Source organism: Sphingobium baderi, from assembly GCF_001456115.1.
Classification (GTDB): domain Bacteria; phylum Pseudomonadota; class Alphaproteobacteria; order Sphingomonadales; family Sphingomonadaceae; genus Sphingobium; species Sphingobium baderi_A.
The window spans coordinates 607,436-630,085 of record NZ_CP013264.1 but is presented as its reverse complement, the minus strand read 5'-3'; the positions used below and the strand labels follow the sequence as shown (position 1 = coordinate 630,085).

General features: G+C 64.0%; 24 protein-coding genes. 18 read left to right on the top strand and 6 right to left on the bottom strand.

What is annotated here, in order from left to right; translation table 11 throughout:
* The first annotated feature begins 120 nt into the window (after positions 1-120).
* The 7 genes from ATN00_RS03265 to ATN00_RS03235 all read left to right on the top strand — a co-directional run bounded on the left by ATN00_RS03265 (position 121) and on the right by ATN00_RS03235 (position 8,426).
* Positions 121-2,988, top strand: coding sequence for a M16 family metallopeptidase (locus tag ATN00_RS03265; RefSeq protein WP_062062090.1), 2,868 nt, complete (start codon positions 121-123; stop codon positions 2,986-2,988).
* Between the two features lie 24 nt (positions 2,989-3,012).
* Positions 3,013-3,315 (top strand): hypothetical protein, encoded by a 303-nt coding sequence (locus ATN00_RS03260; RefSeq protein ID WP_062068343.1) that lies wholly within the window; start codon positions 3,013-3,015, stop codon positions 3,313-3,315.
* A 112-nt stretch (positions 3,316-3,427) separates the two neighbouring features.
* The gene (locus tag ATN00_RS03255; protein WP_062062075.1) at positions 3,428-3,877 is read left to right on the top strand and encodes a MarR family winged helix-turn-helix transcriptional regulator; all 450 of its coding nucleotides are present in this window, start codon (positions 3,428-3,430) and stop codon (positions 3,875-3,877) included.
* Complete coding sequence (locus ATN00_RS03250) at positions 3,874-5,925, top strand: FUSC family protein (RefSeq protein WP_062062073.1); 2,052 nt, start codon at positions 3,874-3,876, stop codon at positions 5,923-5,925. Before ATN00_RS03255 ends, ATN00_RS03250 begins: the two co-directional genes overlap by 4 nt.
* Entirely contained in the window at positions 5,922-6,137 is a 216-nt protein-coding gene (locus ATN00_RS03245) for a DUF1656 domain-containing protein (RefSeq protein ID WP_062062070.1), read from the top strand. The genes ATN00_RS03250 and ATN00_RS03245 overlap by 4 nt, the downstream gene beginning before the upstream one ends.
* Positions 6,134-7,036, top strand: a complete 903-nt coding sequence (locus ATN00_RS03240; RefSeq protein WP_062062067.1) for an efflux RND transporter periplasmic adaptor subunit — start codon at positions 6,134-6,136, stop codon at positions 7,034-7,036. Before ATN00_RS03245 ends, ATN00_RS03240 begins: the two co-directional genes overlap by 4 nt.
* A complete protein-coding gene (locus ATN00_RS03235; RefSeq protein WP_062062064.1) occupies positions 7,029-8,426 on the top strand; it encodes an efflux transporter outer membrane subunit in 1,398 nt (465 codons plus the stop codon). The genes ATN00_RS03240 and ATN00_RS03235 overlap by 8 nt, the downstream gene beginning before the upstream one ends.
* 21 nt (positions 8,427-8,447) lie before the next feature.
* Here ATN00_RS03235 and ATN00_RS03230 read toward each other — a convergent pair whose 3' ends face one another.
* The gene (locus ATN00_RS03230) at positions 8,448-9,419 is read right to left on the bottom strand and encodes an NAD(P)-dependent oxidoreductase (RefSeq protein ID WP_062062061.1); all 972 of its coding nucleotides are present in this window, start codon (positions 9,417-9,419) and stop codon (positions 8,448-8,450) included.
* A gap of 268 nt (positions 9,420-9,687) precedes the next feature.
* On the opposite strand from ATN00_RS03230, the gene ATN00_RS03225 reads away from it, so the two are divergent.
* Both ATN00_RS03225 and ATN00_RS03220 read left to right on the top strand, forming a co-directional pair.
* On the top strand, positions 9,688-10,893 hold the full coding sequence (locus ATN00_RS03225) for an acetyl-CoA C-acetyltransferase (protein ID WP_062068341.1): 1,206 nt from the start codon (positions 9,688-9,690) through the stop codon (positions 10,891-10,893).
* A 13-nt stretch (positions 10,894-10,906) separates the two neighbouring features.
* The gene (locus ATN00_RS03220) at positions 10,907-11,836 is read left to right on the top strand and encodes an enoyl-CoA hydratase-related protein (RefSeq protein ID WP_062062059.1); all 930 of its coding nucleotides are present in this window, start codon (positions 10,907-10,909) and stop codon (positions 11,834-11,836) included.
* Positions 11,837-11,849: 13 nt separating this feature from the next.
* On the opposite strand, the gene ATN00_RS23585 is transcribed toward ATN00_RS03220, so the two are convergent.
* Both ATN00_RS23585 and ATN00_RS24345 read right to left on the bottom strand, forming a co-directional pair.
* On the bottom strand, positions 11,850-11,987 hold the full coding sequence (locus ATN00_RS23585) for a DMT family transporter (protein ID WP_197413758.1): 138 nt from the start codon (positions 11,985-11,987) through the stop codon (positions 11,850-11,852).
* Positions 11,924-12,094, bottom strand: coding sequence for a DMT family transporter (locus ATN00_RS24345; protein ID WP_197413660.1), 171 nt, complete (start codon positions 12,092-12,094; stop codon positions 11,924-11,926). Before ATN00_RS24345 ends, ATN00_RS23585 begins: the two co-directional genes overlap by 64 nt.
* Between ATN00_RS24345 and ATN00_RS03215 the strand changes: the two genes are divergently transcribed.
* The 6 genes from ATN00_RS03215 (at position 12,081) to ATN00_RS03190 (ending at position 15,543) form a co-directional block, all read left to right on the top strand.
* Positions 12,081-12,386 (top strand): TonB-dependent receptor domain-containing protein, encoded by a 306-nt coding sequence (locus ATN00_RS03215; RefSeq protein ID WP_197413659.1) that lies wholly within the window; start codon positions 12,081-12,083, stop codon positions 12,384-12,386. The genes ATN00_RS24345 and ATN00_RS03215 overlap by 14 nt on opposite strands.
* A complete protein-coding gene (locus ATN00_RS03210; RefSeq protein ID WP_062062053.1) occupies positions 12,377-12,625 on the top strand; it encodes a TonB-dependent receptor in 249 nt (82 codons plus the stop codon). Before ATN00_RS03215 ends, ATN00_RS03210 begins: the two co-directional genes overlap by 10 nt.
* Before the next feature lie 150 nt (positions 12,626-12,775).
* Positions 12,776-13,801, top strand: coding sequence for an AraC family transcriptional regulator (locus tag ATN00_RS03205; protein WP_062062050.1), 1,026 nt, complete (start codon positions 12,776-12,778; stop codon positions 13,799-13,801).
* Between the two features lie 125 nt (positions 13,802-13,926).
* Entirely contained in the window at positions 13,927-14,727 is an 801-nt protein-coding gene (locus ATN00_RS03200; RefSeq protein WP_156415208.1) for a hypothetical protein, read from the top strand.
* A complete protein-coding gene (locus ATN00_RS03195) occupies positions 14,720-15,289 on the top strand; it encodes a cytochrome c oxidase subunit 3 (RefSeq protein WP_231746372.1) in 570 nt (189 codons plus the stop codon). Before ATN00_RS03200 ends, ATN00_RS03195 begins: the two co-directional genes overlap by 8 nt.
* Entirely contained in the window at positions 15,286-15,543 is a 258-nt protein-coding gene (locus ATN00_RS03190) for a cytochrome C oxidase subunit IV family protein (protein ID WP_062062044.1), read from the top strand. Before ATN00_RS03195 ends, ATN00_RS03190 begins: the two co-directional genes overlap by 4 nt.
* Positions 15,544-15,570: 27 nt before the next feature.
* Here ATN00_RS03190 and ATN00_RS03185 read toward each other — a convergent pair whose 3' ends face one another.
* From ATN00_RS03185 to ATN00_RS03175, 3 genes are all read right to left on the bottom strand, one after another.
* Positions 15,571-16,338: an SDR family NAD(P)-dependent oxidoreductase gene (locus ATN00_RS03185; RefSeq protein ID WP_062062040.1), complete on the bottom strand. Its 768-nt coding sequence runs from the start codon at positions 16,336-16,338 to the stop codon at positions 15,571-15,573.
* Positions 16,338-16,769 (bottom strand): ester cyclase, encoded by a 432-nt coding sequence (locus ATN00_RS03180; RefSeq protein WP_062062037.1) that lies wholly within the window; start codon positions 16,767-16,769, stop codon positions 16,338-16,340. The genes ATN00_RS03185 and ATN00_RS03180 overlap by 1 nt, the downstream gene beginning before the upstream one ends.
* A gap of 62 nt (positions 16,770-16,831) precedes the next feature.
* Positions 16,832-19,096, bottom strand: coding sequence for a TonB-dependent receptor (locus tag ATN00_RS03175; RefSeq protein WP_062062034.1), 2,265 nt, complete (start codon positions 19,094-19,096; stop codon positions 16,832-16,834).
* Between the two features lie 356 nt (positions 19,097-19,452).
* On the opposite strand from ATN00_RS03175, the gene ATN00_RS03170 reads away from it, so the two are divergent.
* From ATN00_RS03170 to ATN00_RS03160, 3 genes are read left to right on the top strand one after another with little or no spacing between them, the layout of a single operon-like run.
* The gene (locus ATN00_RS03170; protein WP_062062031.1) at positions 19,453-19,887 is read left to right on the top strand and encodes an ester cyclase; all 435 of its coding nucleotides are present in this window, start codon (positions 19,453-19,455) and stop codon (positions 19,885-19,887) included.
* 6 nt (positions 19,888-19,893) lie between these two features.
* On the top strand, positions 19,894-21,090 hold the full coding sequence (locus tag ATN00_RS03165; RefSeq protein WP_062062028.1) for a cytochrome P450: 1,197 nt from the start codon (positions 19,894-19,896) through the stop codon (positions 21,088-21,090).
* The gene (locus tag ATN00_RS03160) at positions 21,087-22,502 is read left to right on the top strand and encodes an FAD-binding oxidoreductase (RefSeq protein WP_062062025.1); all 1,416 of its coding nucleotides are present in this window, start codon (positions 21,087-21,089) and stop codon (positions 22,500-22,502) included. Before ATN00_RS03165 ends, ATN00_RS03160 begins: the two co-directional genes overlap by 4 nt.
* The last annotated feature ends 148 nt before the right edge of the window (positions 22,503-22,650 follow it).

Below are 22,650 nucleotides of genomic sequence, written 5' to 3'. Positions count from 1 at the left end.
ATCCGCGCCGTCTGTGCTGTCCAGCGGAATGCGTATTGCGTCCATAAAACGCCCCGCTATGCTGCGGCGTAACTGGCCTTCTCCTTGGCCGCATGATCCACCGATTTTCATGAGGCGCTCATGACCTTTTTCCCTCAGTCGCGTCGTGCAGCATGGATGCTCTGCTTGTCTTCGCTCGCGCCCGCTTTGCCTGCCACCGCCATGGCCGCCCCTTCCGCCACCATCGCCGCGCCCGCGCCGCTTTCCAGCCTCGTGACGAAAGTCGACATTCCCTATGAGCAATTCACGCTCAAAAATGGCTTGCGCGTCATCGTCCATACGGACCGCAAGGCACCCGTCGTCGCCGTGTCCGTCTGGTACCATGTCGGATCGCGCTTCGAACCGGCGGGCAAGACCGGCTTTGCCCATCTGTTCGAGCACCTCATGTTCTACGGTTCGGAGAATGCGGACGGTCCCTTCTTCGGGCGGCTGGAAGATATCGGCGCGACTGACTGGAACGGGACGACCTGGTTCGACCGCACCAACTATTTCGAAACGGTGCCGACCGGCGCGCTCGACCGGGCGCTGTTTCTGGAAGCCGACCGCATGGGACACTTGCTGGGCGCGGTGACGCAGACCAAGCTCGATACCCAACGCGGCGTGGTTCAGAACGAAAAGCGCATGGGCGAGAATGAGCCATATGGCCTCGTCGAATATGCCCAGCTTGCCGCCATGCTGCCGGAAGGGCATCCCTATCGTCACTCCACCATTGGCTCGATGGCGGACCTGAACGCCGCTAGCCTGACTGACGTGCAGAACTGGTTCAGGACTCACTACGGCCCGAACAATGCCGTGCTAGTGCTGGCCGGTGATATTGATGTGCCGACCGCGAAGGTGAAGGCGGAAAAGTGGTTCGGCAATATCGCTGCCGGTCCCGCTCCACAGGATGTGGATGCCACCGTCCCCACGCTCGACAAGGATGTCGAGAAAGTGATGCACGACAATGTCGCCGCGACGCGCCTCTATCGCAACTGGATCGTGCCCGGTGTTAATTCGCCGGACCTGCAGCAGCTTGATCTCGCCATGTCCGTCTTCGGAGGGCTGGGCTCCTCGCGGCTCGATAATATCCTGGTGAAGGACGAGAAGGTTGCCGTCGCGGTCAAGGCCAGCATCCAGCCCTTCGAGAAACTTAGCATCGCCGAGATCACCGTGGACGTGAAGCCCGGCGCTGACCCGGTCGCGGTGGGCAAAAGGTTGGACCAGCTTCTCGCCGATTATCTGGCCAAGGGACCGAGCGCTGACGAAGTGCTCCGCGCCGCGACGCAGCAGGTGTCGGGCACGATTTCGGGGCTGGAGAAGGTCGGTGGTTTCAGCGGCAAGGCGGTGACACTGGCCGAAGGCGCTGTCTATTCGAACGATCCCGGCAAATATAAGAAGGACCTTGCCGCCTATGCCGCCGCCACCCCGCAAACGGTGAGGGAGACCGCTCGCAAGTGGCTCAGTCGCCCGGTCTTCCGCCTGACGGTCGCGCCAGGCGAGCGTTCGGCTGCGGATAATGCGCTGGCTGGCAATGCTACGCACAAGCCGGCTTATTTCCGCGATCCCAAGGCGCCCGCGCCCGCCGCCGCACAGCCGCCCGCGCCGACCAAGATCGCCGAGCCGCCGATCGAGCCGGTCGCCGACCTCGTCTTCCCGAAGGTCGAACATGCCAAGCTGAAGAACGGCATCCCCATCGTCTTTGCCCGTCGCGCGACAGTGCCGGTGGTGCGCGTGTCGGTGTCCTTCGACGCAGGTAACGCGGCGGATGACAAGGCGAAGCTGGGCACGGCGGCGCTGACGACCGCGCTGCTGGACGAAGGCACCAAGACGCGCAGTTCCGTCCAGATCGCTGAGGAGCAGGAACGGCTGGGCGCCTCCATCGGCGCGAAGAATGGCATGGATACCACCACGGTCGGACTCTATGCGCTGAAGCCCAATCTCGACGCCTCGCTGGGGCTGTTGTCGGACATCATCCGCAACCCGGCCTTCGATCCCAAGGAAGTGGAGCGGCTGCGCGGCCAGCTTCTGACCCGGATCGCGGCGGAAAAGACCGAACCCATGCCCATCGCGCAGCGCCTGCTGCCACCGCTGCTTTATGGGCAGGCGCATCCCTATGGCATCCCCTTCACCGGCTCCGGCACGGAAAGCGGGGTGAAGGCGGTGGTGCGGCAGGATTTGACCGCCTTTCATGACACATGGCTGCGACCCGACAATGCAACGATTTTCGTCACTGGCGACACGACGTTGAGCGAGATCATGCCGCTGCTGGAAAAGCGGTTCGGCGACTGGAAGGCGCCCGCCGCGCAGAAGGGTACGAAGCTGTTCCGCATGGACCGCATGATGCGCCCGGCCCGGATCATCCTGGTCGACAAGCCGCAAAGCCCGCAATCGATGATACTGGCTGGTGTGCTCACCAACAAGCAAGGCACGGATAATCCCGTCGATCTCCTCACCGCTAATGAGGTGCTGGGCGGCAGCACGACCTCCCGCCTCATCATGGACCTGCGCGAAACGAAGGGCTGGGCCTATTATGCCGGGACCGCGCTGCCCGGCGTCAAGGAGACGATCCCGCTGCTGGTCTATGCCCCGGTGCAGACCGACAAGACCGGCGAGTCGATTATCGCGGCGCGCAAGGATATCAGCGAATATCTGACTGCGAAGGGCACGACCGAGGCGGAACGCAACCAGACCATCAACAGCCAGATTCTCTCGCTTCCCGGCAGTTTCGAGACATCGACCGACCTGCTGGGGGCGATGATGCGGAACAACCTGCTCGGGCGGGCGGACAATTATTATGAGACGCTGCCCGGCACCTATCGCGCAATGACGGCTGCGGACATGGACAAGGCCGCGCGGGAGGCGATCGACGCCGATCGGCTGATCTGGGTCGTGGTGGGCGACGCGAAACTGGTACGGCCGCAGCTTGACGCGGTCGGCCTGCCGGTGGAGATGGGCACGTTGGCCGATTGACGGCTGCACAAGGGAGACATGGATATGGCAGCAGTGGACGGCGCCTATGATTGCGTCGCGAAGACGCCGATGGGCGACCAGAACGGCGTCTTCACCGTCATCAGCGCGGGGGATCGCTTCAATGGCACCTTTGCGGGCATGATGGGATCGCTCGACGTCAAGGACGGCAAGGTCGATGGCAACAAGCTGACGTGGAAGATGGAGATGACGCTGCCGATGCCGATGACGCTGGAATGCGAGGCGGACGTGAATGGCGATGCCATCACCGGCACGATGCAGCTTGGCGCGTTTGGCGCGGCGGGATTTTCGGGTACGCGGCGGGGCTGAGCCAGGGACAAGGGATGGTCCGGCGAGTGCCGGGCCATCGCAAAGTCAAGAGGGAGATGGCGAAGGGAAAGCACTTCTTGACAATGAAGATTAGTTAGCTATCTAACTGTTTATGCCGATACTGGAACGCCAGCGCGCGCTTTCGCGGACATTTTCGCCTGTGGCGCGCGGGTGGCGCAGTCTGGCGGACCGGACGCTGGCGGAAATCGGTATTTCCAATTCGGCGGGCTGGTGCTTGCTTCACCTCGACCGGCTGGGCCCGGAAGCGCGCCAGATCGATCTGGCGGAGGCGCTGGAAATCACCCAGCCATCGCTCGTCCGCACATTGCATCAGCTCGAGGCGGCGCGGCTGGTGGAGCGATCGCCCCATCCCGACGACCGGCGATCCAACCGGCTGGCGCTAACCCCGGCGGGACAGGAACTGGTCGGCGCCATCATGGAGAGGCTGGATATACTCCGCAACGCGCTGCTGGAGGGGGTGCCGGACAGCGATATAGATGTCGCCGTCCGCCTGATGGAACTGTTGGGACGGCGCATAGCGGAACGGCGCGCGGAGCCATGAAAGAGCGTTTCGGATGGCCAGCAGCCCTGTTCGGGCTGAAATGCTTTCTGGCGGGCACGCTGGCGCTCTATATATCGCTCAGCATCGGGCTGGAACGGCCCTATTGGGCATTCCTGACCAGCTATATCGTCGCCCAGCCGATGGCGGGCGCCGTCATTTCCAAGGCCGTGTTCCGCATCGTCGGCACGCTGGTCGGCGCGATGTTCGCTGTCGCGATCGTGCCGCCGCTGGCCAACGCGCCGGAACTGCTGTCGCTCGCCATGGCGTCATGGCTGGCGCTTTGCGTCTTCGTATCCGTGCTGGACCGCACGCCGCGATCCTACATGTTCGTGCTGGCGGGCTACACCACATGCCTGATCGTCTTCCCGGACGTCGACGCGCCCCAAGCCATTTTCACCGTCGCCGCGTTGCGTGTGCAGGAAATCGTGGTCGGCATCCTGTGCGGCAGTCTGGTCCATGGCGTCGTGCTGCCCGGTTCGATCACCGGTGTCCTGCTCAATCGGGTCCAGACGATCCTGCGCGATGCGGAACGCTGGTCGCACGACGCCATCGCCATCGAACCGGTCGCCGGGCTGGACACCGAGCGCCGGCGGCTGGCGCAGGATGTCACCGAATTGCACCAATTGTCGATCCACCTGCCTTTCGACATCAGCCGGCTGGCGCCGCGCGTCCGCACCGTGCGGGCGATGCAGGACCAACTGTCGCTGCTACTGCCGCTGGGCGCTTCGGTGCAGGACCGGCTGGCGATGCTGAAGGCCGCACATGGAGGCGCCATTCCCGCGCAGGTCGACGCGCTGATCGGCGACACGCGCGAATGGCTCCAGTCGCCGGGAAACGACAGCACCACCCGCGCCACGCGGGCGCAGAGGCTGATCGACCGCTGCGCCATGCTGGAACCGGAAGCGAGGGCGGATATGCGCTGGGCCGACATGATGCGCCTCAGCCTCTATGCCCGGCTCGCCACGTTGATCGCCGTGCATCGCGACTGCCGCGACCTGTATGACCAGATGGCGACGCACAGGCGCGCGCCGGTGACGGCGCGGGTGGCCGAACTGCTGGAAGGACGCCGCAGCCGCGAACTGCATCTGGATTATACCGGCGCGCTGCGCGCCGCGTTCAGCGCATTCGTCACCGTGGTGCTGGGCTGCGCGCTGTGGATCGGCAGCGGATGGAAGGACGGGGGCACGGCGGTCATGCTGGCCGGGGTCTTTCTTGCGATCTTCGCGGCGATGGACAATCCGCTGGCCCCACTCAAGGGATTCCTGATCGGCACGATCGTGGCGTCGGCTCTTGGCGCGCTCTATGGCTATGCGATCATGCCCCGGCTCGACGGCTTTCCCATGCTGGTCATGGCCTATGCGCCGCCGCTGCTGTTGCTCGGTTCGCTGATGGCTTCGCCGCGATGGGCGGGCATTGCGTTGCCGACGCTGCTGGGCCTTGGCAATCCCGCGCTGTTGGCGGACCGCTATGTCAATGCCTTTGCCGCCTATGTGAACGGCGCCGTGGCGCAGATCGTCGGCATCTGGTTCGCGATCGTCATGGTGGGATTGTTGCAGTCGGCGGGTGTGGAGCGCGCGATCCGGCGGACCGTTCGCGCCGGCTGGATCGACATAGCCAATCGCGCCACGTTGATGAGTCCGCCCGACGTGCGCGGCTGGATCAACCGGATGCTGGATCGCATCGGGTTGCTTGCCACGCGTCTCGCGGCTGTCCGCAACCATAGCGGCAGGCCGCTCGACGACGCGCTGCGCGACCTGCGTACCGGCGTTTCCATCGGCGAGTTGCGGCAGTTGCGGCTGGACCTGCCGCCGGATCAGGGCGCGTCGCTGGGCAATGTGCTGGGCGGGGTCAGCCATTATTACCGGCGGCTCGATCCCGATGCGCCCGCGCCCCCCGCGCCCGATCTGCTGCATGACATCGACATGGCGCTGGGCGACCTTTCCGCCCATGGCCGGGCGTCGGTGCGGCGGGACGGCGTGCTGGCGCTGGTGAGCCTGCGCCGCACGCTGTTCCCGGACGCGGGCGGCTATCGGAGAGACATCGCATGACCGGAGAAATCGCCCTGGGCGGCGTCTACATGCCCACTTTGCTGCTGCTGGCGCTGATCGCGCTGATCCTGAGCTGGGCCGTGACCCGGCTGATCGGCGCCTTTGGCCTCTATCGTTTCCTTGCCTATCGGGCAGCGGTCGACCTCAGCATCTTCATCCTGATGCTGGGCGCGCTTGCGCTTATCGTCCCCACTCTTGGAATCCGTTTATGAACCGCTTGACCACGACGCTGATCCGCAGCGCCGCCACCATCATCCTTGTCATCGCCGCCGCGCTGATCGCCATCTGGATGTGGAATCATTATGAGCGCAGCCCGTGGACCCGCGATGGCCGCGTGCGCGCCGATGTGGTGCGGGTGACGCCGGATATTGGCGGGCTGGTGACGTCCGTGGCGGTGCGCGACAACCAGCGGGTGCAGGAAGGCGACCTGCTGTTCGTGATCGACCGGCCCCGATACGAACTGGCGCTCAGGCAGGCGGTGGCGCGGGTGGAAAGCGCGCAGGCGACGCTGGGGCAGGCACGGCGGGAAGCGCGGCGCGACATGGCGCTGGGCGATCTGGTCGCGGCGGAAGCGCATGAGCAGAATGTCGCCCGCGTGGCGACGGCGCAGGCGGCGCTGGCGGAGGCGATCACGGCGCGGGACGGCGCGGCGCTGGACCTGAAGCGCACGCAGGTGCGGGCGTCGGTCAATGGCGTCGTCACCAATCTGGACCTGCATCAGGGCGATTATGTGGCGGCGGGCAAGCAGGCGATGGCGCTGGTGGACAGGGACAGCCTGCGCGTCGAGGGCTATTTCGAGGAGACGAAATTGCCGCTCATCTGTCTGGGCGCGCCGGTGACGGTGCGGATGATGGGCGAGGAGCAGGACCTGCATGGGCGGGTCGAAAGCATCGCTTATGGCATCAACGATTCGACCCGATCGGATTCGGGCAATCTGTTGCCCAATGTGGAGCCGACTTTCTCCTGGGTGCGGCTGGCGCAGCGCATTCCGGTGCGGGTCAAGCTGACCCAGGTGCCCGCCGACATCAGCCTTATCACCGGGCGGACCGCGACGGTGACGGTGGAGCCCAAGGCGAAGGATGCCAGGCCGGGGACGTGCCGCCATGCGTAAGCTGCTCGCGCCTCTGGCTGCGCTCGGATTGGCGGGCTGCGCCACGGCGGGGCCGGATTATCATGCGCCGGAACGGTCGGCGGCGACGGCGCCTGCCGCGCAGGGGGCTTTCCATGCGGGGGAGGGCGGGATGACCAGTCATGCGCCGCTGCCCGACCGTTGGTGGCGGCTTTATGACGATCCGAAGCTGGATGCGCTGGTGGAACAGGCGCTGGCGGCCAATGCCGACCTGCGCGTGGCCGACGCTAACCTGACGCGGGCGCAGGCGGTGCTGCGCGAGGCGCAGGCCGGGCGGACGATCGGCACAAGCGTGGAGGGCGGGGCGAGCCTGTCGCGGCCTTCGGGCACGGGGGAGAGCCTGCCGGGCGTGGTCGGCTATGATCTGGGGCTGAGCGCGTCCTATACGCTCGACCTCAACGGGCAGGTGCGGCGCGCGATCGAGGCGAGCAGCGCCGATGTGGAGGCGAGCGTGGCGGCGCGCGACACCGTGCGGACGAGCATCGCGGCGGCGGTGGCGCAGGCCTATGCACAGGTGTGCGCGGCCAATTATTCGCTGGGCGTCAACCGGCAGGTGGTGGCCTTGCAGCGCGATACGGCGGACGCGACGCGGCGGCTGTTCCGCGGCGGGCGGGGCACGGCCTTCGACGTCAGCCGGGCGGAGGCGGCGGTGGAAAGCAGCGCGGCGGCGCTCCCCGCGTTCGAGGCGCAGCGGCAGAACGGGTTGTATCTGCTCGCCACATTGCTGGGGCGACCGCCTGCCGACTATCCCGCCGAGGTGGAAGGATGCGCGGCGTTGCCGGTGCTGGGGCAGCCCCTGCCGACGGGGGACGGGGCGGCGCTGATCCGGCGGCGGCCCGACATCAGGCAGGCGGAGCGCGCCATTGCGGGCGACACGGCGCGGCTGGGCGTGGCGATGGCGGACCTTTATCCCCATATCAGCATCGGCGGGTCGCTGGGGCTGTCGGGGCCGCTCAAGGATCTGGGCGGCGGCACGTCCTTCGGCATGAGCCTGGGGCCGCTCCTGTCGTGGAGCTTTCCCAACCGCCCGGTCGTGCGGGCGCGGATCGACCAGGCCGACGCGCAGGTGAAGGCGGACCTTGCCCGCTTCGACGGGACGGTGCTGGAGGCGCTGCGGCAGGCGGAGAGCGCGCTGGAAACCTATCGCCGGGACGCCGAGCGCGCGGCGGCGCTGGATGCGGCGCGGGACAGCGCGGCGGTGTCGGCCGGACAGGCGCAGCGGCTGTTCCGCTTCGGGCGCGGGGATTTCCTGTCGCTGCTGGACGCGCAGCGGAGCCTGGCGGGCGCGGAAGCCGCGGCGGCGGCGGCGCGATCGCAACTGCTGCTGGATCAGGTCGCGATCTTCCTGGCGCTGGGCGGCGGCTGGGAGTGAGGGCCGGCCTGCGCGAACCGACTATCCCGAAACTTGCCCCGACGCTGGATTGAGAAGAGTGGGCATGGCGTCGCCGGCCACCGCTGACAGGATGTTCTTCAGCGCCATATCGAACAAGGCGGTCAGGTTTTCCTGCGTATGCGCGATTTCGTGGCCGGTCAGTATCGCTTTGGGGTGATGGCGCAGCGGGCTGTCCTTGGGCAGCGGCTCGACTTCGAACACATCCAGCGCGATGCCGCCCAGATGCCCGATGACCTCCGGATCGCAAAGAGCCGCTTCGTCGACGACGGCGCCGCGTGACAGGTTTATGAAGAGGGCGCCCCTCTTCATGCTCAGCAGCCGTTTTTTGGTGAACAGTCCTTGCGTCTCCCCGGTCAAGGGGACAAGCGGCAGGACGATATCGCTATTGGCAAGCAGGGTGTCGAGGTCGCACCGGATGACGCCGCCGCCCGGATGGGCGATGGGGCTGCGGCTAGAGACAAGGGTCCGGGCGCCCCATCCTTCGAGCCGCCCGACCAATGCGCGTGCTATGTTGCCGAACCCGATGATGCCTATCGTCTTGCCCTTGAGCATCCGGGCGGCGGGCGGGCCGGTGCGTATTGCCCCAAGGCGCAGGCGCGCCTGCGCTTCATGAATGTCGTAGAGGGACATCAGCATGAACAGGAACGCAGCTTCCGCCACGGTTTCAAAATTCTCGATCACATGGCCGTTTGCGACGGCGATGCCGCGCGCAGTCGCGGCGTCGATGTCGACCCCGTCAAAACCCAGCGAGGGCAGAATGATGGCGCCCAGCCGGGGAGCGAGATCCATGTCCCTGCGGTCGCAGGGCCTGGCAAACGCCACCAATATATCGGTATCCGCCCATTTGTCGTAATCGGATGGCCTGTCCAGATCGTATCGGCACGCGACATCCGCGCCGCCCTTCGGAATCGCCGCAGCCAGCTTTTCCAGAAATGGCCGGGCATTGTCCGGACCCGCGATCAGGATGTGCATCGGCTTTAACCCCTTCATTATCGACGGCGCAGACAATCAGCGCATGACCCGGCGGTCGATGGCAGCGCGTGTCAGCAATTGGCCCTGAGCGCCAAAATGCGCGATCCGTGCAAAATTGTCCTGAAAGGTCATCTCCTGTCATCCGCCGCCGTTCGCCGTTCTTCATTTCAGTGTCAGAACCGCCTCAACGGATCATTGTATCGGGAAGGATGAGGATGAGGATCAATGGCGAGGCATCGGCGCGGGCACTGGCAAGCAGATGACCGCCATGCCCGATGTCTATATTTATGACGCCGTTCGCACCCCGCGCGGCAAGGGGCGGCCCGATGGCGCGCTCCATGAGATTACTGCGCTTTCGCTTGCGGCGCAGGTCTTGCGGGCGATCCGCGACCGCAATGGGCTGGACACCGCGCTGGTGGACGATGTGATCATGGGCTGCGTCATGCCGGTCGGCGAACAGGGCAGCGACATTGCGCGGATCGCTGCCCTTGTCGCGGGCTATGACGAGCGCGTGCCGGGGGTGCAGGTCAATCGATTCTGTGCATCGGGACTGGAGGCGTGCAACATGGCGGCGGCCAAGGTCGCCATGGGCGAGGCGCGCCTTGCCGTTGGCGGTGGCGTCGAATCCATGTCGCGCGTCGCGCTGGCGGCTGACGGAGGCGCGATGATGGTCGACCCGGCCTTTGCCTTCGACCATTATTATGCGCCACAGGGCATCGGCGCCGACATGGTCGCGACGATTCATGGCTTTGGCCGCGAAGATGTCGATGCCTATGCGGTCGAGAGCCAGCGCCGCGCCGCATCGGCATGGCGCGATGGGCGGTTCGCGCGATCGGTCGTGCCCGTGCTGGACCAGGCGGGCCTCATCCTCCTCGATCATGACGAACATATGCGCCCGCAGACCGATATGCAGTCCCTCGCCGGGTTGAAACCGGCCTTCGCGAAGATGGGAGAGCAGGGCTATGACGCCGTCGCGCAAGCCCGATATCCCGATATGGGGCCGATCAATCATGTCCATCATGGCGGCAATTCTTCGGGGATCGTCGATGGCGCCTCGGCGGTGCTGATCGGATCGAAGGCCGCGGGCGATGCCGCCGGTCTCAAACCGCGGGCACGGATATTGGGGACCGCATCTATCGGATCCGATCCGACGATCATGCTGACCGGGCCCGAATTCGTGACGCGCAAGCTGCTTGACCGGCTGGGCATGGCGCGTGACGACATCGATCTGTTCGAACTCAATGAAGCCTTTGCGGCGGTGGTGCTGCGCTACATCCAGGCACTCGACATCGATCCGGCGAAGATCAACGTCAATGGTGGCGCGATCGCCATGGGGCATCCGCTGGGCGCCACCGGCGGCATGATACTGGGGACGATGGTGGATGAGCTGGAACGCTCCGGCAAGGAAACGGCGCTCATCAATCTGTGCGTCGGTGCGGGCATGGGCACTGCGATGGTCATCAGGCGCGTCTGACGGGAGGCGGAACATGGATAATTTCACATTGGACGTCGGTGCGGACGGCATTGCGATCGTCACCTTCGACATGCCGGGCCGGTCGATGAACATGATCAGCCATGCCGTGCAGCGAGATCTGGGCGCGCTGGCCGATACGATCCGCCGGGACAGGCGGATCATCGGCGCCATATTATGCTCCGGCAAGCCCAGCGGCTTTTGCGCGGGGGCGGATCTCAAGGAATTGCAGGCCGACATCGGGCGCTGGGGCGCGGCGGCAACGCAGGATGAATTGCGCGAGGCGTTGTTCGAGGCCAGCGATTTCAGCGGGCGCATCCGCGATCTCGAAACCGCCGGCAAGCCCCTGGTGGCAGTGATCGGCGGCGTGGCGTTGGGCGGCGGCCTGGAACTGGCGCTGGGGTGTCATTACCGGATCGCGATCGATGAGGACGGCTTGCGGCTGGGCCTGCCGGAAGCGACCCTTGGCCTGATGCCGGGGGCGGGCGGCACCCAGCGCCTGTTGCGGCTGGCGGGCATGAGCGCGGCGCTTCCCTATCTGCTGGATGGCAAGGCGATGCGCGTGGACGAGGCGCTGGCGCTTGGCGTGATCGATGAGAGCATGGAGCGCGGAAAGGCATTCGATCGGGCGCGGCAATGGATTGCCGAAGGCGGTCGCAATGCTGCGCCATGGGATGAGAAGGGCTATCGCCTGCCCGGGGGTGGACCGCACACAGGGGCGGGCTATGCGCTTTTTGGTCCGGCGATCGCTGCGCGGCGGGGGAACGAACGGCAGAACGATGCCGACGCCAATATCCTCAAGGCGGTCTATGAAGGATCGCAGGTGCCGATGGATGCGGGGCTGCGGATCGAGAGCCGGTATTTCTTCAATACGCTACGTGCCCCCGCCGCAGCCCGGAGGGTCGCGGCATTCCTGTCCCGCAACGCGAAGGCGCCTGCCGCCTGAATATCGATTGGCCCTAGCGCGGGATCGGCAATCGCATCAGCATGATCCCTGCCAGAATGAGGATCAGTCCGGCGATCTGCGGCGCCGTCAGTGACTGGCGAAAGGCAAGCCAGCCGATAAGCGCGAGCAGGGCAATCCCACCCCGGACCACAGGGCGTAGGCCAGGCCCAGCGGGATCGTCCGCAAGGCCATGGACAGGCAATAAAAGGCCAGGACGTAGCCCGGGACCGCTATGGCGGCCGGGATGATGCGGATCACGGCGCTCGACCGCACGTTGCAATTCAACCTCGCCGCCTTCCATTATATCTATCGCGACAAGCAGGTGCGCGGGTTGATCGTCGATCCGGTGTTCAGCCAGCTCGAACAGCCGGTGAATATCCCCAAGGCCAGGATCAACGGCTTCGAGCTGGAAATCACCGCCCGGCCGACTGAGCGGCTTACTGTCCGCAACGCCGTCACCTATGTCGGTTCCAAGGTGCTCGATTTCACCGGCATTAACAATGAACGGGTGCTGGCGGACTATGCGGGCTCCGCGCGAACGTGCTGCTGAACAGCAAGACCAATGCGACGCTGGGCCATGCGCCGGCCTCCGTGATCCAGAGCTTCGCCACGCTTGACCTGCGCGCCGGAGTCAAGGCGCTGGACGACCGCTGGAGCTTCAGTATCTGGGGGCGCAATGTCACCAACAGCTATTACTGGACCAACCAGTTCGTCACGCAGGATGTGGTCGTGCGCTATGCGGCCAAGCCCGTGACCCATGGCGCGACGCTGAAGTTCACGTTCGACTGATCCCACGCATTTTACCGGATATGGAGCCGCAGCCGGGCGCAACCGGCTGCGGCATTTTTATTTTCCCGGCGGCTGCATATATTTGCCTTTCGTCACGGCCCTCTTCATCATCGCCGGACACGGCAAAATCCGGGCGAGGAGAGTGATAGAGTGCAAACTGGTCTGTCGGCCTGGATTCTGGCGATCGTGAAGGCGCTTGAGGATGCGGGCGTCGATCCAGCCGCGTTGATGCACGAGATCAATATGGACGCGAGCCGTGTCGGCGACCTCAGCCACCGCTATTCGCAGGATCAGGTGACCAGCCTGTGGATCGCCGCCGTCGATGCGACCGGCGATCCCAATTTCGGTTTGAAAGTCGCGCGTCATATCCGTCCTTCGACCTTTCATGTCGTGGGCTATGCCATGTCGTGCAGCGCGACCTTGCGCCGTGCGGCCGAACGCTTCTCCCATTCCGCCAGGCTGATTTCGGATTCGGCCGCGGTGTCGTTCCAGCGGGAGGATGAAGGCTATCGGCTGACGGTCGACCTCAATACGGGCGGTCGGCAGCCCATCTATCAGACGATCGACACGATGCTCGCCGGTTTCTTCCTGCTCTGCGAATGGATATTGTCCGCTCCGATCACCCCGGTCGAGGTGAGTTTTCGTCATCGCAAGCCCACGGATGACCAGGCCTATCGCGATGTTTTCCGTGGTCCCATCCGCTACGGCCAGCCGATCAACAGCATCCTCTTCCCGGTAGAGGTGCTGGAACGGCCCGTCCCGTCCGCCAACGAAGAACTGGCAACGATGCTGGACGAGATGACGGCCAAATATCTCGCCTTCCGCTTCTCCAGCCGTTTCTCCCGCAAGGTGCGCGATGCGCTGATCGGGCAGTTGCCCAATGGCGAACCCAGCAAGCAGGAAACCGCTCGCCTGCTCGCCATGACGGAGCGCACCCTGCTGCGCCGCCTGCGCGAGGAGAATACGACCTTTCAGGAGGTGCTGGATCGGCTGCGCGAGGAATTGGCCTATGATTATCTGCGCCGGCCGGACCTGACAGTCGAGAATATCGCCTATCTGCTGGGCTTTTCGAGCAGCAGCACCTTCTCCCGCGCCTTCATGCGCTGGACCGCGCAGCGGCCGAGCGTGTGGCGGGAAGGGCGGTCGATCGCGGAGCGCGGTCAGGTCGAGGACTGATCGGACGACGGACTTTTGGCACGATATGCCGGACCGCGTCACTCAAGGTCATCGCGCCCATGGTTGCTCGCCCTATTCTGTCGGAAACCGGCGACAAGGACCGGAAAACGGGAATGGGGATTATCATGGCATCCAGGGCACGCAGCGCGCCGGTCGATCGCCCGTCCCCCAACATTCCATCAACGGATGCCGCTCGGGTCGCAATGGCTCCCGACTCGTTGCGCTATGTGCGGTTTTGCCTCTGGATGGGGCCGGTTCTGCTTGTGCTTCTGGTCGTCTTTTTCGCCGTGCTTGGGCACAATATCCCCCCCTATTCGGCGGCGCTCCCGGCGGAGGAGATCGCCGCGCATTTCCGGCAGCACACCACGTCCGCGCGGATCGGCATGACTGGCATGATGGTGTCGGGCGTCCTCTATCTGGTGTGGGGCATGGGTATTGCGAAAGTGATGGAAGCGGCCGAGCGCGACAATGACCTGTTGTCCCGCCTGCAATTATGGGGCGCGGGCTTCACGACATTGGTGCTGGTATTTCCGCCCGCCTTCTGGCTGACCGCCGCCTTCCGGCCCGAAGCCGATGCCGCGATCCTCATGATGCTCTACGATGCGGGTTGGATCATGTTCGACATGGCCTTTTCGCTGACGATGCTGCAGGTCACGGCCTTCGCCATCTGTTTCCTCAACGACTGGCGCGCCGTGCCCCTTATTCCCAAGCCCGTTTCCTGGTTCGCGATCTGGGTAGCGGTCGTCTTCATGGGCTTTTGCTTCCTGCCCTTCTTCCCCGACGGTCCCTTTTCGCGCAGCGGCTTCTTCAATTATTGGGTGGAATTCTCCATCTTCTTCTGGGCGATGCTGATCCTGTCGATCTTCACGCTGCGCGCGCTGGCCCGCCTGCAACGGGAAGCCATGGAGCAACCTGTCCATGCGTGAAATGGCGCAGCATCGCTCCGGATCGGTTCCTGGCATATTGACCTTCATCGCTGCGGACACCGCGAATTTCATCCTGTTCTTCGGATATTTCATGGTCGAGCGCATGGCGCAGCCGGCGTTATTCGCGCGATCGGCGGCGATGCTCGATATCCGGCTGGGCCTGCTCAACACCGTCATCCTGATTACCAGCGGCTGGCTGGTGGCGTTGTCGGTCGAGGCGGCGCGGGCCGGGGAGATGGATAAGGTGCGGCGCCGCCTGCGGCTCGCGATCGGCGTCGGCCTGTGTTTCGGCGTCGTCAAGACCATCGAATATGCCGACAAGATGGCGCATGGTCTGACGCCGCAGACCGACGCCTTCTTCACTTTCTATTATGTGTTCACCGGCATTCATCTGCTGCATTATGGCATCGGCATCGCGCTGCTGGCGGCAACGCTCGTCCGGGCGCGGCGGATCGACGCGGGCTTTGCCGGCTGGATCGAATCCTGCGCGCTCTTCTGGCACATGGTCGACCTGCTGTGGGTGTTTCTGTTCGCGATGCTCTATCTGCAGGGAGCCCTATGATGATGATGGCGTTACAACGCGGGCCGACCGTCATCTGGTTGTTGTTGATGGCGGCGACGCTGGTGGGGGCGGGCAGCGCGGGCGCCGAAGGCTGGGGCTTTGCCCTCGTGATGCTGGCCGCGACGTTCAAGGCGCAGTTGATCGTGCGCTATTATATGGAAATGCACGCGGCTCCGCTGGCATGGCGGCTCGTCTTCGATGGGTTGGTCGGCCTGAGCGGCGCGATCATATTGGGATTGCACCTTCTGGCATAAGCCGGGCGTGCAGGGATCGCGCCCTCCTCAGTCAGCCGTCGACAGCGCCAGTTCAATGCCCTTGACCGATGTCCCGGTGCTCCAGCCGCCGTCGACCAGCAGGGTCTGGCCGGTGACATAGCTCGCATCGTCGCTCGCCATGAAATGGACGGCGGCGGCGAGTTCCTCGGGGCGGCCGATCCGGCCCAGCAGGGTAAAGACATTGGCGTTGCGCGCGACCATGTCGGGCGCTTCGTCCATTGCGAGCGGCGTGTCGATGATGCCGGGCGCGATGCAGTTCACACGGATGCCGCGCGGTCCATATTCGACCGCAGCGGTCTGGGTCAGCGAGATGATCCCTGCCTTGGTCGCGGCATATTCGCCCCATTGCAGGAAACCGCGCACCGCCGTGATCGACGATATGTTGACGATGGCTCCCCCGGCGGTCATGTGCGCCGCCGCATGCCTGATCCCGGCCTGCACGCCCAATATGTGCACGCGCCAGAAACGCTGCGACCTTGCCTCGTCCGCATCGGCCAAGGGCGCGGCGGCGGCGATGCCGGCATTGTTGACCATGATGTCCAATCCGCCAAAGCGTGTCACGGCCTCTTCGCAGAGGGCCGCCATCTCAGCGGGATTGCCGACGTCGGTTCGACGGAAGGCGCATCCCCATTGCTCCGCCAGAGCTTCGGCCCGCGGGCTGATATCGGCCACCAGCACCTGCGCGCCCGCCGCGCGAAAGCGTTGCACAATCGCTGCGCCGATGCCCGAACCGCCGCCGGTCACGATCGCGGCCTTGCCTGTCAGATCGAACATCAATGAAACTCCACTTCCACGGGCGCCTGCAGGCCCAGTTGCCGCATCAGCGCGGCCGTGTCCCAAAGGCTGCGTTCCAGCACGATCTTGCCATCCTTGAAGGCATGGATCGTCATGCCCTGCACCAGGGTGGTCTTGCCCTTCGCGGGTAGTCCCAGGAAATCGGAGGTATGATGGATTTCCCATGTCCATTCCAGGCAGCCGCCATGTTCGTCGCCATGATAGCGGGTGGCGTTGAAATAATGCCTGGACTTGTCAGGGTCGGCATTTTCGAACGTCGTGAACCAGCGTCGCAGCTTTTCCCGGTCATTGTCGATGCGAACGCCGAAGTTCAGGTCCTCATATTCAAACTCTTGCGGGTAGTTCGCCATCAGCTCTTCCAGCCGATTGTCAAACTGTTCCAGCCAGTCCTGTTCCCATTCCAGGTTCATGTCCGCCTCCGCGACAAATGAAAAAACAGGCCCGGCGCATGGCCGGGCCCTGAGGGGGAGGATCAGAAATCGACGCGGGCTTCGAGACCATAGCTACGGGTCGGGCCGCGATAGTTGACGGTGAAGGTCGACAACAGCGGCACGACCTCCTGGAAATATTTCTTGTTGGTGATGTTGTCGCCATAGGCCGAAATTTCCCAGCCATTGGCGCTCTTGAGCGACAGGCGTGCCTTCAGCAGGGTCAGCGGATTGCGCTTGGTGCCGGCGAAATTGTCGACGTCCCACCAGATGGAGCCATAGCGGTTCATTTCGATCCGGGGCACCAGCGTCAACTGGTCGGTCAGGTCGATGACCTGGCTGGCGCCCAGGTTCAGCGTATATTTGAATGCGCCCGGCGCGACATTGCCGACCGCGGCCGGATTGCCTGCGAAGGCCGCGACCCGGCCGTGCGTATAGCCGTAGCCGCCGAACAGGTGCAGACCCATGGGCAATTGCGCGTCGAAGTCGATGTCGAAGCCCTTGAGTTTCACCTTGTCGATGCTGATCGTCGTCTGCAAACCGGCGGACGGCTGGAACTGGAATTGCTGCGCGCCGGAAATGTCGGTCTTGAAGACGGCGGCGTTGATCGACAGCCTGCGATCGAAGAAGCGCGCCTTCGCACCGATTTCATAGGAGGTCGAGACTTCCTTGTTGTAACCGTCCTGCACATAGATGTTGGCTGCATTGCCGCCCGCCGCATCGATCAGCGCCTGACGCGACCCGATGGGGTTGAAGCCGCCCGACTTGAAGCCCTTGCCATAGCTGGCATAGACGCTGGCCGTGGGCGCGATGTCATAGGACAGGCTGGCCTTGGGTTCGAACTGCTTGAACGTCCGCGACAATTTGCAGTCGTCGAACGCCGTGCCCTGCGCCACGCAATTATTGTAGCTGATGCCGGTCAGCGGATTGATCGCGGGAGAAGCCGCTTCGCGGATCGACCGCTTTTCCGTGTCGTAGCGGCCCGCAAGGTTGATGTGGAACTGATCGGTCACGTCGAACTGCAGGCTGGCGAAGGGCGCGTAGCTGGTCGTGCGATAGAGCGGATTGCTGTAGGAAACCGTGGTCGCCGGGTCGATCGTATCGCGATCGGCCGGCAGCGAGCCATTGGTGTCCAGTCCGATCTTGCTGGTCTGATCGCGCTCGAACCGCAGGATGTAGAAACCGACCTGCCAGCGGAAGCGATTGGCGCTGTCCGACGTCAGGCGCACTTCCTGAGAATAGTTGGTGTCGACATAGGTATATTGCTGCACCGTGCCGCCGCCCGCGAGTCCGGTGTCCTGCGGAATATAGGGCGGGGAATCGCTGCCGAAATATTGGTTCAGGTGGTTATAGCTGGAAATGGACGTGATCTTCGCCCAGCCCATGTCATATTCCGCCTTGAAGGTCGCATCGATGAACTTCTCGCTGAATCCCCCAACGACGTTGGAGACGAACGGCATGTCGGTATTGTTCGCGTCCAGCGCGGTGCCGGGGAAGCCGCCGATCGGCAGGCCGACGAACTGCGCGTTATAGGCGCTGCCGCCGCCCTTGGAACGAAGCGCCGTCACCTTCAGGTCGGCGGTGAACGGCCCGTCATTGTCGTAGACGAGACGCGCGCGGCCACTGCTGTTCTGGAACCGCTGGACCTTCTCGCCAGTGGTCACGTTGGTGAATGGGCCGTCCGTATCGCGGAACGCGCCGGCGACGGAGAAACCCAGACCGGGCGCAAGCGGGCCGCTGACCGATGCGCTGGCGCGGGCCGTGTTGAAATTGCCATAGGCCGCGACGACATTCCCCTCGAACGTGTCGCCCGGCTTTTTCGTCGTGATGACGATGGCGCCGGCGGCGGCGTTGCGGCCGTAAAGGGCGCTCTGCGGCCCCTTCAGAACCTCGATCTGCTGGATGCCGAACAGGTCCTGGTTGAACGGCTTGACGCTCGACAGGGTGACGCCGTCGATGACGATCGCCACGTTCGGATCGGAATTGCGCACCGACGTCTGGCCGCGAATGTTGATATAGGCCTCGCCCGCATTATCCTCGACGAAAGTGACGTTCGGCGTCGAAGCCAGGAAATCGGCGGGACGGGTGATGCCGCGTTCCGCGATCGCCGCTTCCGTGACGACGCTGACGGAAATGGGCACCTTGACTAGATTTTCGTTACGTTTGGTCGCGGTGACGACGATGTCGTCGAGTGTATTGCTGCTCCGCTGCGACTGCTGCGCGGGGGCAGCTTCCTGCGCGACCGCGGGCAGGGCAAAACCCGCCGATATCATGAGGCTTATAAGCGGCAGATTCCTGATGCGTTTCATGGCGTCTCTCCTTCCCTGATAATTCGTCGCCGATTGACACGGCGTTTCTGTCGAACGTGATTTCAGAGTTGCCCTTTGAAGACAGCCATATCGCTTCGAAGAAAATGCCCCAGCGTGACAGGGGATGACCTAACGAGACAATAGATGAAGGCAGGCAATGGCGGATTTCTGCCATTTTGCGGTGCAGCATAACGGCGAATGGCGCAAAATGTCCGCGATTTTGGCACGAAAAGCAAATCGCGCGCCCGCTTGGCCATGGCCGCTTTTCGGTGCAGCCTTATCAATAGGCCAACGGCGCGCCGGATGAATTGCGCCGCAGGCGCGCACGGCAGGGGCGCCAGAAGAGGAGAGAGCAAATGAACAAGGATTGGGCGCAATATTGGATCGGCCTGTTCGCCGACGGCACCGATGAGCTGATGACGCTCTACAATCCGCAGTTTCAGTTCGAGGATGTCAATTTCGACCTTCGAATCAACAATGACCTCCCGGCGCTGCGCAAATTCTTCGAGGGCTTCGTCATCGAAGACCCGACCCAAAGCTATAACCGGTTCGACGTGTTCGATTATGTCGGCGACAATCGGCTGGGGTCCTTCCAGTGGACCTGGGAAACCAAACATGCCGGCGATTTCCTGGGCGTTCCCGCCAGGGGCAAGATCACAAAGACCCGCGGCGTCACCGTCATGGGGTGGGACGAAAATGGCAAGATCGTGTTGGAGCGCAGCATCTGGGATGCGGTTCCGGTCTTCCAGCAACTCGGCGTCGTCCCGGCGTTCAACACTGTTTCGGCGTGAGGCGGCATGACCTATAATCCGCTCGATCCGGCTGTCACCGCCAATCCCTATCCGCATTATGCCAGGCTGCGGGCCGAAGAACCGGTCAAATGGCTCGACATGATGCAGGGCTTCGCCGTTTCCCGCTGGGACGACGTCGAGGAAGTGTTGAGCGACGGCAAGACCTTTTCCTCCGCGCAATTCTGGCCGGCGTTGCTGGGCGAATATGATCCGGTGCCCGAAGTGCAGCCGATGATCTCGCTCGACCCGCCGGGCCATGTCCGCATCCGCAAGCTCGCCAACAAGGCGTTCGTGCCGAGCCGCGTCGGTGTGATGCAGGATCGCATCCGCAGCGTCACGCACGAGCTGATCGACGCCATCTTCGCCAAACATGGCGCCGAAGGGACGTTCGATTTCGTCTGGGAATTTTCCGGCCTGTTTCCGGTCAGCGTCATCGCCGAAGTGCTGGGCGTCGACATCGCCCGGCGGGTGGACTTCAAGACCTGGGTGGACGATCTGCTCGCGGCCGGTAACCGCGCGGCCTATGGCCCCGAACGGCTTGCCGAGATCGAGCGCAGCTCGCAGGCCATCCGTGCCTATTTCGAGGAAGTCTATGACGAACGGGCCGCCAATCCCGGCCCCGACCTCATCAGCGGATTCATCCAGGCGGAGGTCAATGGCGAACGCCTGACCCGCAGCGAAGTGCTGAATATGGCGATCCTGCTGCTGATCGGCGGCGTGGAGACGACCACGAACCTGTTGGGCATCACCTTCGCTCACCTGAAGACCCATCCCGACATCGCGCAGGCGATCTGGGCCGATCCGGGCAAGATCCCGGCGTTGCTGGAGGAGATGCTGCGCTTCGACGGGCCGGTGCAGATGCTGTTCCGTCACACGACCTGCGATACGCGGCTGGCGGGCGTGGCCATTCCCAAAGGATCGCTGGTACTTCCGCTGCTCGGATCAGCCAATCATGACGAGCGCAAATTTGACCGATCCGAGGAACTGGTGCTGGACCGCAACCCCAAGGAGATCATGTCGTTCGGGCAGGGGCCGCATTTCTGCCTCGGCTCCTATCTGTCCCGCATGGAAGCGAAATCGGCGCTGGAAATCCTGACTGCCCGTTTCGAAAGAATCGAGGTGATCGGAGACACCGTGAAATGGTCCGATTCCTATTTCGCGCGTGGTCCCAAGACGCTGCCGGTCAGGTTCAAGGCACGATGAGCGGCGAGCCGTCGGCTGCTGGGGCGCCATCATCCATCCTGATCGACAAGCTTCGCGCCATATTGGGCGAGAGCGGCGTCCTGGCCGGCGCGGATGTTTCGAACCGCTATCCGGGTTATTTCATGGACAGGGTCGAAGCGGACATACTCCTGCGCCCGGAAACCACCGAGCAGGTGTCGCAGGTGATGGCGCTGTGCCACGCCGCCGACCAGCCGGTGGTCATCCAGGGCGGCATGTCCGGCTGGGTCCGCGCGACCCAGACGCGGCGGGGCGATATCATCCTGTCGCTTGAACGCATGAACCGGATCGAGAGCGTCGATCCCGCCAACCGCACCGCCATCGTCCAGGCGGGCGTGATCCTGGAAAGCTTCCAGGACCATCTGGAACCCTATGGTCTCAGCTTCCCGCTCGATCTGGGTGGACGCGGTTCCTGCCAGCTGGGCGGCAATGCGGCCACCAATGCGGGCGGCATGAGGGTCATCCGCTATGGCATGATGCGCGAGCAGGTTCTGGGCATGGAGGTTGTGCTGGCCGATGGCCGGGTGCTGTCGTCGATGAACCGGATGATCAAGAATAACACCGGCTATGACCTGAAACAGCTGTTCATCGGCAGCGAGGGCACGCTGGGGGTCATCACCCGTCTGGTGCTGCGCCTGCGCGAGCGGCCGGTCAGCAGCAACACCGCGCTGGTCTGCGCCGACAGCTTCGACCGGATCGCCAAGTTGCTGCGCTATGTCGATGGCGCGCTCGGCGGACTGCTCAGCGCCTTCGAACTGGTCGACAACAGTTTCTACCGCGTCAACACCGGGGCCGGGCGCCATGCCGCGCCACTGGGGTCAGACAAGCCCTATTATGCGATGATCGAGGCGCTCGGTTCCGACCATGAGCGCGACCGCGACCTGTTCGAGGCGGTGCTGGCCGATGCAGCGGAAAAGGGCCTGTTCGACGACGCCATCGTCGCCCGCTCCGAAAAGGATCGCGATGCGATCTGGGGCATCCGCGAGGATCTGGAACATATCGTCCATGATTTCCAGCCCTTCTACGCTTTCGACGTAAGCCTGCCGGTCGGTGACATGGAAGCTTATATGGCGGAGGTCACCCGGCGGCTGAAAGCCATCTGGCCCGATGGCGGCATCGCCTTCCTGGGCCATGTCGGCGACGGCAATCTGCACATCGCCATTGGCGCTGGTGGAGCGGGCGATCGCGAACAGGTCGAAGCCTGCGTCTATGAACCGCTGCGGCCGATTGGCGGATCGGTGTCCGCGGAACATGGCATCGGTCTGGAAAAAAAGCCCTGGCTGTCGATCACGCGCAACCCGCTGGAGCGAGGGCTGATGCGCGACATCAAGCATATGCTCGATCCCAAGGGCATCCTCAATCCGGGCAAGATCTTCGCGGAGGAAGCGCCGTGAGCGGCAACCTTCGTTCCGGGCGGAAAGAGCCGAATATCCCCGGCTGTCACCTTTTGCACGGATATGGCGTCGCCCGCCCTGCCGTGGCGGAGCCCGATGCGTTAGGACAGGGGCAATGCCCCCGCGGACAAGGGGGCGCAAGGGAGTG